Annotated in this window: 12 protein-coding genes; 4 read left to right on the plus strand and 8 right to left on the minus strand. The window is 72.2% G+C overall.

Going from position 1 to position 15,835, the window contains the following annotated elements; genetic code table 11:
* Nucleotides 1–79: 79 nt before the first annotated feature.
* From ACZ5NW_RS01885 to ACZ5NW_RS01895, 3 genes are all read right to left on the minus strand, one after another.
* Nucleotides 80–748: a nucleotidyl transferase AbiEii/AbiGii toxin family protein gene (locus ACZ5NW_RS01885; protein WP_468741728.1), complete on the minus strand. Its 669-nt coding sequence runs from the start codon at nt 746–748 to the stop codon at nt 80–82.
* Nucleotides 749–753: 5 nt separating this feature from the next.
* Nucleotides 754–1,146, minus strand: a complete 393-nt coding sequence (locus ACZ5NW_RS01890; RefSeq protein ID WP_468741729.1) for a hypothetical protein — start codon at nt 1,144–1,146, stop codon at nt 754–756.
* 76 nt (nt 1,147–1,222) lie between these two features.
* Nucleotides 1,223–2,386, minus strand: coding sequence for a magnesium and cobalt transport protein CorA (locus ACZ5NW_RS01895; RefSeq protein WP_468742957.1), 1,164 nt, complete (start codon nt 2,384–2,386; stop codon nt 1,223–1,225).
* Nucleotides 2,387–2,565: 179 nt separating this feature from the next.
* Between ACZ5NW_RS01895 and ACZ5NW_RS01900 the strand changes: the two genes are divergently transcribed.
* A complete protein-coding gene (locus ACZ5NW_RS01900) occupies nt 2,566–3,810 on the plus strand; it encodes a winged helix DNA-binding domain-containing protein (RefSeq protein ID WP_468741730.1) in 1,245 nt (414 codons plus the stop codon).
* A gap of 94 nt (nt 3,811–3,904) precedes the next feature.
* Here ACZ5NW_RS01900 and ACZ5NW_RS01905 read toward each other — a convergent pair whose 3' ends face one another.
* The 3 genes from ACZ5NW_RS01905 to ACZ5NW_RS01915 all read right to left on the minus strand — a co-directional run bounded on the left by ACZ5NW_RS01905 (nt 3,905) and on the right by ACZ5NW_RS01915 (nt 8,790).
* Entirely contained in the window at nt 3,905–4,696 is a 792-nt protein-coding gene (locus ACZ5NW_RS01905) for a S1 family peptidase (protein WP_468741731.1), read from the minus strand.
* Between the two features lie 228 nt (nt 4,697–4,924).
* A complete protein-coding gene (locus ACZ5NW_RS01910) occupies nt 4,925–7,789 on the minus strand; it encodes a helix-turn-helix transcriptional regulator (protein WP_468741732.1) in 2,865 nt (954 codons plus the stop codon).
* Nucleotides 7,790–7,953: 164 nt separating this feature from the next.
* Nucleotides 7,954–8,790: a helix-turn-helix transcriptional regulator gene (locus tag ACZ5NW_RS01915; protein WP_468741733.1), complete on the minus strand. Its 837-nt coding sequence runs from the start codon at nt 8,788–8,790 to the stop codon at nt 7,954–7,956.
* Between the two features lie 151 nt (nt 8,791–8,941).
* On the opposite strand from ACZ5NW_RS01915, the gene ACZ5NW_RS01920 reads away from it, so the two are divergent.
* Entirely contained in the window at nt 8,942–10,612 is a 1,671-nt protein-coding gene (locus ACZ5NW_RS01920; RefSeq protein ID WP_468741734.1) for an AMP-binding protein, read from the plus strand.
* Nucleotides 10,609–12,213: an AMP-binding protein gene (locus ACZ5NW_RS01925; RefSeq protein ID WP_468741735.1), complete on the plus strand. Its 1,605-nt coding sequence runs from the start codon at nt 10,609–10,611 to the stop codon at nt 12,211–12,213. Before ACZ5NW_RS01920 ends, ACZ5NW_RS01925 begins: the two co-directional genes overlap by 4 nt.
* Before the next feature lie 13 nt (nt 12,214–12,226).
* Here the strand turns inward: ACZ5NW_RS01925 and ACZ5NW_RS01930 are convergent, their stop codons facing one another.
* Nucleotides 12,227–12,964, minus strand: a complete 738-nt coding sequence (locus tag ACZ5NW_RS01930) for a hypothetical protein (RefSeq protein WP_468741736.1) — start codon at nt 12,962–12,964, stop codon at nt 12,227–12,229.
* Between the two features lie 199 nt (nt 12,965–13,163).
* Between ACZ5NW_RS01930 and gcl the strand changes: the two genes are divergently transcribed.
* Nucleotides 13,164–14,948: a glyoxylate carboligase gene (gcl, locus tag ACZ5NW_RS01935; protein WP_468741737.1), complete on the plus strand. Its 1,785-nt coding sequence runs from the start codon at nt 13,164–13,166 to the stop codon at nt 14,946–14,948.
* A 271-nt stretch (nt 14,949–15,219) separates the two neighbouring features.
* Here the strand turns inward: gcl and ACZ5NW_RS01940 are convergent, their stop codons facing one another.
* Nucleotides 15,220–15,474, minus strand: a complete 255-nt coding sequence (locus ACZ5NW_RS01940; RefSeq protein ID WP_468741738.1) for a hypothetical protein — start codon at nt 15,472–15,474, stop codon at nt 15,220–15,222.
* Nucleotides 15,475–15,835: the final 361 nt, after the last annotated feature.

A 15,835-nucleotide genomic window follows, 5' to 3' on the forward strand; every position in this document is an offset into this window, starting at 1 on the left:
GCCATGAGTAAGTTGTTGCAATCAATATGCAACAAGCTTCCTGTTGTTGCCAGGAAACTCGGCTCTCGCTTGGGTGCGATCAGTCGATGTCGGGGTCACCGGACTCTTCGAGGAGGCGGCTCGCGAGGTCGTCCGCCCACTCCACGGCCCAGGCGCGCAGAGCGGTGATGGTGGCCTCGTCGAGGCCGTAGGCGATGAAGGCTTCGTCGTCGGTCCACTCGGCGCCGGTCAGGTTCGCCTGGAGGTCCTCGCGCTCGAAGCGACCGCGGGCATGACGTCGGCCGAACTCCTCCAACTCGGCATTCGTCCAGCGACGGGACGCGGCGAACACGTCGATCAGGTCGCGCGGCGCTCCGCGGTCGGCGAGGGCACGAACTTTGGTCCCGATCACGTCCTCCTCGGCGAGGACGGGCCCGTACGGGCTCTGGGCGACGGGCCGCCAGAAGATCTCTTTGAGGATGTCGACCTCGCACTCCTGCCCGGTGGCGGGGTCCGTCACGGTGAAGCGAGCGGACAGCGGGGCGGTCTCCAGCGCCTGCACCTTCCAGCCCCGGGCTGTCAGGCCACTGCGGAGCGCGGCTGCGATGTCGACCATGGGTGCCGGGTTCTCGGTGGCGACATCAAGGTCCTGGCTGGGGCGGTTCACCAGGCGGTGCGCCCGCACCGCGTACCCGCCGGTGAGGACCAGCGGATACGGCGAGCCGAGGGCGATCACATCCGCCAGGAGCCGCATGTGCAGCTCCGGCATGTCCGTCACGCGGCTGCCCGGGTGCGGGAGGCGAGATCGGGGAAGATGTCCTCCCACACCGTGCGTACGGTGCGACCGACGAGGGTGCGCAGCACGGGCCACAGCTCGAGGAGCAGATCCCGGTTGAGATAGCGGGGCAGGTCGTCGTGCAGGCCCTCGTGCAGGACGGTGCGGTACAGGCCCATGCGCTGGCGAGGTTTGTCCAGGTCGTACGAGGTCATCCCGGACCATGCCAGGTGCAGCGGCAGCTCCACGACGCCGTGGGCCGGTCCGCGCAGCTCGTCCAGTGAATCCGGCAGACGGCGCCGGAACTTTTCCCGGTACAGCGCGAGGTCCTCCGCGTCTGCGCCCGAGAGGTTCCTCGGCCCGGGTCCGGTGTGCTGCGGGTTGGAGGCCATGCCTCCATTATGGCGGCCGCACAGGGCCGGGCGCTGTGGCTTCAGCCGAGGAGTCATTGTCCTCCTCAGAGGGGACTCAGAGCCAGTCCCGCCGCTTGAAGATGACGTACAGGCTGGTGCAGACGACCCCCATCAGGGCGATCGCGAAGGGGTAGCCGAACAGCCAGTGCAGTTCCGGCATGTGGGAGAAGTTCATGCCGTAGATCGTCCCGACCAGCGTCGGGGCGAAGAGGATCGCCGCCCAGGACGAGATCTTCTTGATCTCCTCGTTCTGTTCGAAGCCCGCCTCCGCCAGCGCCCGCATCTCCGCGTTCTGCTGCTGGGTGACCAGTGTCGCGTTCACCGTGAGGATCTCGGTGAGGGCCTGACGGAAGCCGTCCACGCGTTCGCTGGTGTGGGTGACGTGGTCGGCGACGTCGCGCAGGTAGCGCTGGAGCTCCTCGTCCGTGCCGTACTTCGAGAAACCGGCCATCAGGCCGTGCAGCATGCCCACCAGGGGTCGGGTCGCCCGCTGGAACTCGACCATCTCGCGGGAGAGTTCGTAGATGCGCCGCGAGACCTCGGGGTCGCCGCGGAACACCTCCGTCTCGATCTCGTCGATGTCGTTCTGGACGCCGGCCACGACCGGCACATAGCCGTCGACCACCGCGTCCAGTATCGCGTACAGCACCGCCTCCGGGCCCAGTTTCAGCAGCTCCGGCGACTCCTCCATGCGGCGTCGCACCGCCGACAGGTCGGGGGCCGCCTCGTGCCGGACCGTGATCACGAAGTCGGGGCCCACGAACACATGCAGCTCACCGAAGTCGATCTCCTCCGGCGCGTCCAGATAGCGGGCGGCCCGCAGGACGACGAACAGCGTGTCGCCGTAGCGCTCCAGCTTCGGCCGCTGATGGGCCTCCTTCGCGTCCTCGACCGCCAGTGGATGCAGGTCGAACTCCGCCGCCAGCGAGTGCAGTTCGGCCTCCGTCGGGCGGGCCAGGCCGATCCACGCCATGCCGGACCGCTGCTCGCGCAGCTCACGGAACGTCTCGGCGAGCGTGGTGGGGGAGGAGACGCGCACCCCGTCCCGGTAGAGCGCGGCCTGGACGACGCTGGGCACCTCGGCCGGTGGACCGGCGGGCGGTGGGGCGGCCGGGACGGGGGCGGGCGCCTGCCGCGCCGGCTGCGGCGGGGTGAGGGCGCGGCGCCAGACGGGCCTTCTGGAGTTCTTCGCGGCGGGGTCGGTGCGGCGCTCGGACATCCCGGCTGCCTTCCGGTCGTACGGCGTGGTCGTCTTCGCCTGCGGCGGTCCCATGATCACGGGAGGGGGGTCACAGGGCAGGATATACGGGCAAACGGGGAGCAGGTGCGAGGGGAAGGCCGGGTGCGGTGGGGAATCGCGGACAGAAGATGTCCGCAACCGTCGCTAACGTCGTCGACATGACGAAGCCGAAGAACATGGCGGGGGCGGCGAAGGCTGTGTCGGCGGGGACCAGCCCCAAGCCGGCGAGGAAGGACACGCCGGCCGGGAAGCGCGCGCCCGCGAGCAAGAGTCCGTCGGCCGCGAGGGCCACCTCCGGGAGCAAGGGTCCCGCCTCGGCGGCCGAGATCGGTGTGCGGGCTCTCAACCGGGCCACGCTCGACCGGCAGCTGCTCCTGCGTCGCTCCCCGATGTCCGCGCGGGACGCGGTGGCGCACCTCGTCGGTCTCCAGGCGCAGAACGTCAAGCCGCCGTACTACGCGCTCGCCGCCCGCCTCGACGGCTTCGCCCCCGAGGACCTGTCCCGGCTGATGGCCGGCCGGGACGTGGCCCGCATCGTCACCCTGCGCTCGACCATCCACACCCACACCGCCGACGACTGCCTCACCCTGCGGCCGTTCGTGCAGCCCGCCCGCGAGCGCGAGCTCGGCCAGTTCCGCGAGGGGCTCGCCGGTGTCGACCTGGGCCGGCTCGCCGCCCTCGCCCGGGACCTCGTCGAGGCCGAGCCGCGCACCATGAAAGAGCTGCGCGAGGCCCTGCTCGTCAAGTGGCCGGACGCCGACCCGCAGGCCCTCGGTCTCGCCGCCCGCTGCACGCTGCCGCTCGTCCAGGTCACCCCGCGCGGCCTGTGGGGCAGCAGCGGCCAGGTCGCGCTCACCACCGTCGAGCGGTGGCTGGGCCGCCCCGCGGAATCCGCCCCGGCGCCCGAGGAGTTCGTCCCGCGCTACCTCGCCGCCTTCGGCCCGGCCTCCGTGAAGGACATGCAGACCTGGGCCGGACTGACCCGGCTGCGGGACGCGTTCGAGCGGCTGCGCCACCGGCTCGTCACCTTCCGCGACCCGCACGGCGTGGAGCTCTTCGACCTCCCCGACGCCCCCCGGCCCGACCCGGACACCCCGGCCCCGCCGCGCTTCCTGCCCGAGTTCGACAATCTGCTGCTCTCCCACGCCGACCGCACCCGGGTGATCCCGCCCGCGTACTGGGGCCGCGCCTGGCGGGGCAATCAGGCCTACCGCACCTTCCTCCTCGACGGCTTCCTCGCCGGCGTGTGGAAGCTGACCGACGACGCCCTCGTCATCGAGCCCTTCGCCCCGCCGACCAGGGCCCAGCGCTCGGAACTGACCGAGGAGGCGGCACGGATGCTGGGGGTCCTGCACCCGGGCGCACCGTACGACATCCGGTTCGGGACCGTCGTAGAGGAGTGACACGGGCATGGATAGGGGGCGCTGCGGGCCGCTCGTGGAGGCTCGCAGCGCCCCCTGGTTCATCACCTGAGGGGTGCTCAGGAGTTCTGTCGGGTCACGAGGTGACCTGTGCGGTCACCAGGCTGGAGAAGGTGGTCAGCCGGGTGTACACACCCGGGTGACCGGCCTCCGCGCAGCCCTCGCCCCAAGAAGTGATCCCTGCCAGGACGCCCCCGATGAGCAGGGGACCGCCGCTGTCGCCCTGGCAGGTGTCTACGCCGCCGGACGTGTATCCGGCGCAAACCATGTCGGTCTGGACGAAGTCCGAACCGTAGGAGCTCTTGCAGCTGGAGTCGGACACGATCGGCACGGTCGCGGTCCGCAGCTGGTTGGAGGAGCTGCCGTTCTCCGAGGTGGTGCCCCAGCCGAGGATGCGGGCCGTGGTGCCGGCCGCGTACACACTCGTCTGGGACGAGGAGACGTACGACGCCGTGGTGTACGGCATCGACGTCGACAGGGTCAGCACGGCCACGTCGTCGCCGTTGGTGGCGTCCGTGTAGTCCGGGTTGATCCAGATCTTGCTGACCCGGCTGACCGTCCCGTTGGTGCCGCTCAGGTAGGTGCGGCCGCCGACGACCCTGACACTGCTGGTGGTCTCGCCGACCATGCAGTGGGCCGCCGTCACGACCTTGGTCGCCGAGACCAGGGTGCCGCCGCAGAACTGGTTCTGCGAGGCGTCCGTGATCTGCATCATGAACGGGTACGCGGTCGTGGTGGTCGTGGTGCCGCCGACGATCGGCTGGGGCGCGGCCTGGGCGGTGGGGGCGCCCAGCAGCGCTGTGGCGGCCGCGGCGGCGGTCGCCACGGCGGCTGCCGCGGTCTGCTTGGCACGGGTGAGCCCGAACATGCGTCTCCTCGTGGGGGGATATGCCGGTGGGGGTTCGCGCGGGTGCTGTGGGGGTTGCTGCACGGGGGTCGCGGGACCGGCCCCCGTGTGCCCGGGCGAGCGGCACATGACAAAAACTAGGGCCCTGCGGGCCCCGTCCCAATGAGGGAACCCCCTAGGGGAGTTGGGCAGGGAAAACCCTCGGTTACCCGGCGGCGAACCCGTGACGGCAGTAAACCCGCCGAACGTTCACTTCGCGTGGCGCCCCGCCGCCAGGCGCACGATGTCCACCCGGGAGCGGATGCCCAGTTTGCGGTAGACGCGCGTCAGGGTCGCCTCGACGGTCTTCACGCTGATGAACAGCCGGGCCGCGATCTCCCGGTTGGTGGCGCCCTCCATGACCAGCGCGGCCACCTGACGCTCCATCGACGCCAGCCCCGCCAGCGCGTCCACGGCGGGCTCCGGCAGGGACGCCGGGGCCGACGTGGTGACGGGCCGCGCGGGCGCCGCCGTGCCGGTCTGCGCCGACTGCGCCGACTGCGCCGCCTGCGCGGCCTGTTCGACGTGGCGCAGCCACGGAAGCGCGCGGCACCGCCGGAACAGCCGCGCCGCCTCGTCGTACGACGTCGGCCCCGGGTGCCGGGTGCGCAGCCGGGCCAGGGCGAACGCGGCCCGGGCCTCCTCCAGCCCGTAGCCGAGCTTGGCGAGCCGGTCCTGAACGGACGTCAGCTGGGCGAGCGCCGCCTCGTGTTCGCCGCGCGCCGCCCGCACCAGCGCCTCCGCCCGGTCCAGGACGGCGAGCACGCTCTCCCGGCCGAGCCGCAGGGCGTGCTCACGGGTGACGTCGATGACGTCCTGGGCCTCGCCGGTCTCGCCGACCCGGACCAGGGCCTCGGCGAGGTCGCTCTGCCAGCGGCCGCGCGCCGGGTCGGTGATGCCGAGGCCGTGCTCCAGTTCGCGCACCCGGCGCAGCGAGCCGACCGCGCCCGGCGCGTCCCCGGCCACCAGCTGGGCGTAGCCCAGGGCGGCCAGGGCCCGCGAGAGGTACATCTGGTCGCCGTCCTCCTCGGCGCGCTCCGCGGCCTCCCGGGCCAGCGCCAGCGCCCGGTCGACATCGCCGCCGGACGCCTCCGCGAGGGAGGTGAGCATCGCCGAGGCGCCCAGCCCGATGCCGCTGTCGCGGGCGAGGCGCAGGCTCTCGCGGGCGAGGTCCAGGGCCCGCCCGCAGTGCCCGGAACGCAGCTCGGTGTCGGCGAGGAAGCGCTGGAAGTGGACCTCGCTCTCGACCATGCCGCGCCGGCGCACCTCGCGCAGCAGCGCGGTGATGGTGGTGCGGGCGTCGGGCAGCTGGTCGCTCATCAGCAGCCAGCGGAAGCGGGCCATGCCGGCGCCGTTGTGGTGGCAGGCCACATAGGGATCCTGGGGTTCCTTCAGGGCCTTCTTGATGGTCGCGGGCGCGTTCGGGTGGCCCATCAGGGTCTCGGTGGACGCCTGGAAGGACAGCGCCATCAGCTCGGTGCGCCGGTCGCCGCCACGGGCGGCCAGGTCCGCGGCGTGCGCGGCCTCCTGCCGGGCCTCGGCGAAATCGCCCTCCATGATCAGGGCGCGCCAGGACAGCTGGTAGTGGACCAGGGCGAGCAGTTCCGGGTCGTCGCCGGCGTCGGCGAGCATCTGCGGGAAGACGGAGTCGACGTCGCCGAGGGCCTGCCCGGCCGACTCGATGACCACCATCCAGGCCCGCACCCGCTCGGCCGGCGCGGTGGCCCGGGTCAGCACGTCGCGGGCGATGTCCCGGGCGAGGTCGGTCTCACCGGCGGTGATGGCGTCCTCCGCGGCCTGCAGCCGCCGCTCGTCCGGGCCCGGGGTGTCGTCGTCGGGGGTGTGCCGGGCGGCGAGCAGGCCGAGCGAGGCCGCGACCGAGGGGGCGCCGCGGTCGCGGGCCAGCGCGGCGGCCTCGGCGAGCCGGGCCGAGACGTCCGGGTCGGTGCCGGTGGTGGCCAGTGCCAGATGGCGGGCCCGCTCGATCGGGTCGGAGGCCGCGGTGGACAGCGCCGCGTGGGCGGCCCGGCGCTCCTGCGCGGGCGCCTCCGCGTACAGCGCGGCGGAGATCAGCGGGTGCGCGAACCGTACGGCCGGGCCCTCGGGCTCGGTCGCCAGCAGGCCCAGTGCGGCGGCCTGCGCGGTCTCCGCCTCGGCGTTCTCCCGGCCGGCCGCGTGCAGCAGGGCCAGCGTGGGGCGGGCGCCGGCGCTGGCCACGAGCAGGGTGCGGCGGGCCTCGCCGGAGAGCATGTCGAGGCGGCTGAGCACCAGGGCGCGCAGCGAGGTCGGCACCGGCAGCGGCTCGCCGGGTCTGGGCGGGGTCGGGTTCTCGCCGAGCGCGCGGCCCAGCTCCAGCGCGAACAGCGGGTTGCCCCCGCTGGTGCGGTGGATCTCGCGGACCGTGGAGCGGGGCAGGTCGGTGTACCCGCGGTGGTCGAGGAGGGCGGAGACCTGGGAGCGGGAGAGCGGGTTGAGGCGGACGGCGAGGGTGTCGGGCGGGGTGGCCCGCAGATGCCGGTCGTACTCCTGGCCCTCGGTGCGCACCGCGCACAGCAGCTGCACCGGCGTGTCGCCGAGGCGGCGGGCGGCGAAGCCGAGGAGTTCGGCACTGGCGGAATCCAGCCACTGGAGGTCGTCGGCGACGACGAGGACGGGTCCCTCGGCGGCGAGGGCGCGCAGCGTCGACAGCACGGCGAGGCGCAGGGCGAGCCCGTCGCGCTGGAGCGTGGACTCGCCGCGCCCGGTGAGCGCCGACTCCAGGGCGGTGCGCTGGGCCGGGGGGAGCTTGCCGGAGACCTCGTCGAGGACCAGGCCGAGCAGATCGGCCAGGGCCAGGAAGGGCAGGTGGGATTCGGACTCGGTGGCCGAGCAGCGCAACACCGTGCGGGCGCTGTCGCCGTAATCCGCGGCCAAAGCGCGCAGGACCGTCGACTTTCCTATTCCGGCGGGGCCGTGCAGGAGCACACTGCCGCCGCGCCCGAGCTGATCGCGCGCGGCCGTGACGAGCTCGCCCCTGCCGATGACCAGGTCGGGGCGGCATCGGGCAGGCTCCTGGAAGTCCCGTCGCACGGTCACCGCTCCCCTCCGAGTGTCGTGTTCGGGCCAAATTCTAGGCAACGACGCTTGGAAATCCGGAGTGACGGGGTGGTGAGGGATATAACAAGTGCCGGCATAGGGAAATTCAAGCGCCCATCAAGTGAATGGATCCTCGTCGCCGCGAGCATGCCGAGGTCTCCCTCCTAAGGCAGCAGTCCCGCTCTGCGGGCGGCCGCGACCGTCTCGCCGCGGGTGTGGGTGCCCAGCTTGCGCATGGCCGAGCGCAGATAGCCCTTGACCGTCTCCGGGCGCAGCCCCAGGCGCTCGGCCGCTGTGGCGTTCGTCGCTCCGGCCGCCACCCAGGACAGGACGTCCAGCTCGCGGGGGGCCAGCACCACGTCGGCCGCCGGCGGCGCCGCGGTCAGCAGACCGCACGCCGTCAGCAGCTCCTCCCGCAGCCGAGGGTCGGTGATCCGGGGCGCCAGGGCGCGCAGCGCCGCGTGCGCCTCGCGGATCTGCTCCCGGCTCACCGCCGCCCCCGCGGCGGGCTCCGGCGGCCGCGGGCGGGCCGTGTTCAGCAACGCGCTCACCTCGTCCCGGACCACCAGGGCCTGCTCCACGTCCCGCGCCACGTCGACGGCCGCGCTCAGCGTGCGGTCGCCCAGCGGCCGGGCCGTGCGCAGGGCGCCGTAGAGGATGCCGCGCACCCGGCGGCGCACCACCACCGGGACCGCGAACACCGAGCGCAGGCCCTCCTCGGCGACCGCCGCGTCGTACTCGTGGCTGATCTGCCGGGACAGCGAGTAGTCCGTGACCGCGCAGGGACGGGCCAGCGCCAGGGTCTTGCCGCCCAGGCCGTAGCCCGTGACCACCGCCAGACCGCGCAGCGCCGGCGTGTCCGCGCCGCACATCTCGCTGATCCGCATCCGCTGCTGCCCCGGCTCCACCAGGCCGCCGAAGGCCACCGGCAGCCCCGTCGCCCGCCGCAGCCGCGCCAGCGCGCCGCGTATCTCCATCACTCCGGACGGGTCCGCTGCCACTCGTACGCCCTTTCCCGCGACCCGGGCCTCCAGCTCCGAAAGAAGGACCCTCGTGCCGCGCACACCCCCGTTCGGGGGTAGTGAGACCTGCATCACGGATTACACGATGGCAGAGAGCCACCCGGCAATGGTCCGGACAGAAGGAGCACAGATGACGACGGCGACGGAAGCGTTCCGCGGGGCGCGGGACTTTCTGCTGGCCCACCGCGAGGACTACGCCCGGGCCTACGAGGGCTTCGAGTGGCCCCGGCCCCAGGCGTTCAACTGGGCCCTCGACTGGTTCGACGTCATCGCGGAGGGCAACGACCGCACCGCGCTGCACATCGTCGAGGAGGACGGCACCGAGACCCGGCGGACCTTCGGCGAGATGGCCGAACGCTCGAACCGCGTGGCCAACTGGCTGCGCGGCCTCGGCGTCGGCGCCGAGGACCGCGTCCTCGTCATGCTCGGCAACCAGGTCGAGCTGTGGGAGACCGCGCTGGCCGCGATGAAGCTGCGCGCCGTCGTCATCCCCGCCACCCCGCTGCTCGGCCCCGCCGACCTGCGCGACCGCGTCGACCGCGGCCGGGTGCGGCACGTCGTCGTGCGCTCCGAGGACACCGAGAAGTTCGACGAGGTACCCGGCGGCTACACCCGGATCGCCGTCGGCGGCGCCCCCGGGGGCTGGCGGCCCTACGAGGAGGCCGACGGCGCGCCCGCCGCCTTCACCCCCGACGGGCCGACCCTCGCCGACGACCCGCTGATGCTCTACTTCACGTCGGGCACCACCGCCCGCCCCAAGCTGGTCGAGCACACCCACACCTCGTACCCGATCGGCCATCTGGCCACCATGTACTGGATCGGCCTCCAGCCCGGCGACGTGCACCTCAACATCTCCTCGCCCGGCTGGGCCAAGCACGCCTGGTCCAACCTGTTCGCCCCGTGGAACGCCGAGGCGACCGTCTTCATCCACAACTACACGCGCTTCGACGCGGCCCGGCTGATGGCCGAGATGGACCGGGCCGGCGTCACCACCTTCTGCGCCCCGCCCACCGTGTGGCGCATGCTCATCCAGGCCGACCTCACCCAGCTCGCCACCCCGCCGCGCGAGGCCGTGGCCGCCGGCGAGCCCCTCAACCCCGAGGTCATCGAGCAGGTCCGGCGGGCGTGGGGTGTCACCATCCGGGACGGCTTCGGGCAGACCGAGACGGCCGTGCAGGTCGCCAACACCCCGGGGCAGCCGTTGAAGACCGGCTCCATGGGCCGGCCCAGCCCCGGCTTCCGCATCGAACTCCTCGACCCGGTCACCGGCGCCCCCGGCGCCACCGAGGGCGAGATCGCCCTCGACCTCGCCCACCGCCCGGTCGGCCTGATGACCGGCTACCACGGCGACGCCGACCGTACGGCGGAGGCGATGGCCGGCGGCTACTACCGCACCGGCGACATCGGCTCCCGCGACGCCGACGGGTACATCACGTACGTCGGCCGCGCCGACGACGTCTTCAAGGCGTCCGACTACAAGATCAGCCCCTTCGAGCTGGAGAGCGCGCTCCTGGAGCACGAGGCGGTCGCCGAGGCCGCCGTCGTCCCCGCCCCCGACGACCTGCGGCTCGCCGTGCCCAAGGCGTACGTCGTCCTCGCCGAGGGCTGGGAGCCCGGCCCGGACACCGCGAAGGTGCTGTTCGAGCACTCCCGTGACGTCCTGGCGCCCTACAAGCGCATCCGGCGGCTGGAGTTCGGCCCGCTGCCCAAGACCGTCTCCGGCAAGATCCGCCGCATCGAGCTGCGCGAGGCCACCGCGGCCGGCTCGGGGGCCGAGTACCGCGAGGAGGACTTCCGGTGACCTCTCCATCGGCGACCCCGGAACCGTCGTACACGCACGGCACCGGCGACACGGCCCTGCTCGGCGACACCATCGGCGCCAACCTCGACCGGGCCGTCGCCGCCTGGCCGGACCGCGAGGCCCTGGTCGACGTGCCGTCCGGGCGGCGCTGGACCTACGCCGCCTTCGCCCGCGACGTCGAACGACTGGCGTACGCGCTGCTCGCGAGCGGTGTCACCAAGGGCGATCGGGTGGGCATCTGGGCGATCAACTGCCCCGAGTGGGTCCTGGTGCAGTACGCAACCGCCCGCATCGGCGCGATCATGGTCAACATCAACCCGGCCTACCGCACCCACGAGGTCGAGTACGTCCTCAACCAGGCGGGCGTCTCCCTGCTGTTCGCCTCGCTCAGCCACAAGAGCAGCGACTACCGGGCGATGGTCGAGGAGGTGCGCGGCCGCTGCCCGCGGCTGCGGGAGACCGTCTACATCGGCGACCCCACCTGGGACGCGCTGCTCGCCCGCGCGACCCCGGCGCCCTTCCCGGAACTGTCCTGCGACGACCCGATCAACATCCAGTACACATCGGGCACGACGGGCTTCCCCAAGGGCGCGACCCTCTCCCACCACAACATCCTCAACAACGGGTACTTCGTGGGCGAGATGATCGGCTACGACGAGCAGGACCGGGTGTGCGTCCCCGTGCCCTTCTACCACTGCTTCGGCATGGTGATGGGGAACCTCGCGGCCACCTCGCACGGCGCCTGCGTCGTGATCCCGGCCCCGTCCTTCGAACCGGCGGCCACGCTGCGCGCGGTGGAGCAGGAGCGCTGCACCTCGCTCTACGGCGTGCCGACCATGTTCATCGCGGAGCTGAACCTCCCCGACTTCGCCGCCTACGACCTGACCTCGCTGCGCACCGGCATCATGGCGGGCTCGCCCTGCCCGGTCGAGGTGATGAAGCGGGTCGTCGCCGAGATGCACATGGAGGAGGTCTCCATCTGCTACGGGATGACCGAGACCTCCCCCGTCTCGCTGCAGACCCGCAGGGACGACGACCTCGAACACCGCACGGGCACGGTCGGCCGGGTCCTCCCGCATCTGGAGGTCAAGGTCGTCGACCCGGTCAGCGGGATCACCCAACCCCGGGGCACCGCGGGCGAGTTGTGCACCCGCGGCTACAGCGTGATGCTCGGCTACTGGGACGAGCCGCAGAAGACCGCCGAGGCCGTCGACGCCGGCCGCTGGATGCACACGGGCGATCTCGCGGTGATGCGCGAGGACGGATACGTCGAGATCGTCGGCCGCATCAAGGACATGATCATCCGGGGCGGGGAGAACATCTACCCGCGCGAGATCGAGGAGTTCCTCTACGGACACCCGAAGATCAGGGACGTCCAGGTCGTCGGCGTCCCGCACGAGACCTACGGCGAGGAGGTGCTCGCCTGCGTCGTCCCGAGGGACCCGGCCGAACCGCCCACCCTGGAGGAGGTACGCGCCTACTGCGCCGGGCGGCTCGCCCACTACAAGATCCCCAGCCGGCTCCAGGTACTCGACGCCTTCCCGATGACCGTGTCCGGGAAGGTCCGCAAGGTGGAACTGCGGGAGAGGTACGGAGCGTAGGCGGGCGCGCTGGTCAGGCACCCCGGTCGGCGAGGTCGTCGGCCGGGGAGTTGACCGGGCGTGGGGTGCCGGTGAGGTCGAGGACGAACAGGGGGACGCCGAGGCCGTCGGCCCGGACGCGGGCGTCGTCGGCGTATCCGGCGAGGGAGAAGTACACACAGCGCGCGGAGTCGGCCATCGCCGTCAGCCACAGGCACTCCACGTCCCGCAGCGACGCCGGGCGCACGCTGGGATCGACCTGCGCGAGCAGGCCACGGGCGGCGAGACCGATCCCCGAGGTGGGGCGCTGGTCCGCCCGGCGGATGTCCCCGTAACCGAGCCAGCGCAGATACAGCGCGGTGGCGGTGACCGCGTCCCGAGCGGTCCGGATGGCCACGGGGTGGAAGGGGCGACGGGGCCGGGGGACGGGCGTCTCCGGGGATTCTCTGGGTTCTGCTGCCTCTGCTGCCTCTGCTGCCTCTTCTGCTTCTGTTGTCTCCGCTGATTCTTTCGTTTGGGCGACCGGGATGCGCAGTACCGTCCCGCAGGGGCAGCCCAGTTCCGGCCGGGGCCACTGGCCCGCGCGGCCGCAGGTCCGGCAGTGCAGGGTGATCCACTCCTCCTCCCAGGCGCGATGGACGACCGCCTGCGCGGCCGTACGGCGGTCCAGCGGCGCGGCGACGGGGGCGCCGCACGGGCAGGGGTAGGACGGCGCGGCGTACAGACGCTCGCGCCGACAGGCCGGGCAGCGCACCGGCACGCTCTCGGGCATGGGCCCACTCCAGGACACGGCATGGGGCAAGTCAGCGGTCCCATCGTGCTCCTGTCCGCCCCCGCTTGTCCGACTCTTGACGGCCTTCACCCACCCACTTACATTGCTTCCAGATAGTAGAAGTTACTTTCCGCTATACGGAAGTGCAGACCGTGGGGCGCGACGGGAGCTCATCCGACGGCCGAAGCAGGAGTACTCCATGGCTCGAATGACCGCTGCCCGCGCGGCAGTTGAGATCCTCAGGCGCGAGGGCGTCACCGCCGCGTTCGGCGTCCCGGGCGCGGCGATCAACCCCTTCTACGCGGCGCTCAAGGCGTCCGGCGGCATCGCCCACACCCTCGCCCGCCATGTGGAGGGCGCCTCGCACATGGCCGAGGGCTACACCCGGACGCACCCCGGCAACATCGGCGTCTGCATCGGCACCTCGGGCCCGGCCGGCACCGACATGATCACCGGCCTGTACTCCGCGATCGGCGACTCCGTCCCGATCCTGTGCATCACCGGCCAGGCGCCGACCGCGGTGATCCACAAGGAGGACTTCCAGGCCGTCGACATCGCCTCGATCGCCAAGCCGGTGACGAAGATGGCGGTCACCGTCCTGGAGGCCGCGCAGGTCCCCGGCGTCTTCCAGCAGGCGTTCCATCTGATGCGCTCCGGGCGGCCCGGCCCGGTCCTCATCGACCTGCCGATCGACGTCCAGCTCACCGAGATCGAGTTCGACCCGGAGACGTACGAGCCGCTGCCCGTCTACAAGCCCGCCGCGTCCCGCGCCCAGATCGAGAAGGCGATCGGCATGCTGAACGCGGCCGAGCGCCCGCTGATCGTGGCCGGTGGCGGCGTCATCACCGCCGACGCCACGGAACTCCTCGTCGAATTCGCCGAGTTGACCGGCACGCCGGTCGTTCCGACGCTGATGGGCTGGGGCGTCCTCCCCGACGACCACGAGCTGAACGCCGGCATGGTGGGCCTGCAGACCTCGCACCGCTACGGCAACGCGACCTTCCTGGAGTCCGACTTCGTCCTCGGTATCGGCAACCGCTGGGCCAACCGCCACACCGGCAGGCTCGACGTCTACACGGCCGGCCGCACGTTCGTCCACGTCGACATCGAGCCCACCCAGATCGGCAGGATCTTCGCCCCGGACTACGGCATCGCCTCCGACGCCAAGGCGGCTCTGGAGCTCTTCGTCGAGGTGGCCAGGGAGTTGAAGGCGGCGGGCCGGCTGCCCGACCGCTCCGCCTGGGCGGCCGCCGCGCAGGCGCGGAAGGCGACGCTCCAGCGCCGTACGCACTTCGACGACATCCCGATCAAGCCGCAGCGCGTCTACGAGGAGATGAACAAGGCGTTCGGGCCCGAGACGCGCTACGTCACCACCATCGGCCTCTCCCAGATCGCCGGCGCGCAGATGCTGCACGTCTACCGGCCGCGGCACTGGATCAACTGCGGCCAGGCGGGCCCCCTCGGCTGGACCGTCCCGGCCGCGCTGGGCGTCGCGAAGGCGGACCCGGAGGCGCAGGTCGTCGCCCTGTCCGGCGACTACGACTTCCAGTTCATGATCGAGGAGCTGGCGGTCGGCGCGCAGCACAAGATCCCGTACGTCCATGTCCTGGTCAACAACGCCTACCTGGGCCTGATCCGGCAGGCCCAGCGCGCCTTCGACATCGACTTCCAGGTCAAGCTGGAGTTCGAGAACATCAACTCGCCCGAGCTGGGCGTGTACGGCGTCGACCACGTCAAGGTCGCCGAGGGCCTCGGCTGCAAGGCGATCCGGGTGACCGACCCGAACGAGCTGGGCGCGGCCTTCGAGCAGGCGAAGAAGCTGGCGCAGGAGCACCAGGTCCCGGTCGTGGTCGAGGCGATCCTGGAGCGGGTCACCAATATCTCCATGTCGGCGACGAACGACATCGGCAACGTCGTGGAGTTCGAGGAGCCGGCGACGGAGCCGGGGCACGCGCCGACGGCGATCCGGACGCTGAAGGTCTGACGCGGGGGCGGTGCTCGCGCGAAGGGGCGGTCCGACCGATTCCGGTCGGGCCGCCCCGCGTTTTCCGTGTCCGGTCCTTCGCCGCTCCCCGGTGGACGCTCCGGGGTCCGCATCGCGGCGGTGGCCGTACCGGGGCCCGCCGCCCCCGTGCCGGCGGGCCCCGTGTGACAACAATGTGCCCCTCGTACGGCCGGGTTGAAGCGTGAGTCGCGGTCTTCAGAGCTTCATTTGAGGTTGGCGTACCCGCCCTACGTCCGCTGTCGTAGACACGTCAGGGGCCGGAGGGCTCCTCGTCGCCGTAGTGCTCCGGCAGTCCCGGCCATGCGTCCGGGCCCCCGCCCTGCCACTCGATGAGGTCGCTCTCCTCCACCTCGATCCGGTCCAGATCGGCCATCCGCAGGATCTCGACGACGTCGTCGAGATGCGAGGCGAGCCCGAGGACGACATCCCCCTCGGTGACCCGGCGGGAGCCGTCCAGCGCCGGGGCGTGGACCACGATGTGCGGGTAGTGCGTCGGATTGCCCATGGGTTCAGCGTCCTGCGCGAGGCGCTCACGCGCACCCCGGGGCCGGGGAGCCGCCGGACAACGCGGAGCGCTCCCTCGCCGGTGGTGGGCCGGCTCGGGAGCGCTCGATGTGCTGGCCGTCCGGTGGCGCGAGGCTGGGCGCGACAGTACGTTCGCGCCACCGGACGGGGCTCGGTGGGGGAGGGGGCAGGGACCGCGGCGGTGGCGACGGAGCCGGGCGTCTCCTTCCCTCAGGTCGAGAAGGGGGCGCCGGATCCTTGACCACCGCACTGGCTCGCACGCCGCCGCGGTCCTCGCCGGCCCGTCGTACCGGGCGATCACCCCTCATCCGGATCGCTCGGCACGGCGGGTCGCGCGCGCC

The sequence above is a fragment of the Streptomyces sp. NPDC032126 genome (genome assembly GCF_055580085.1).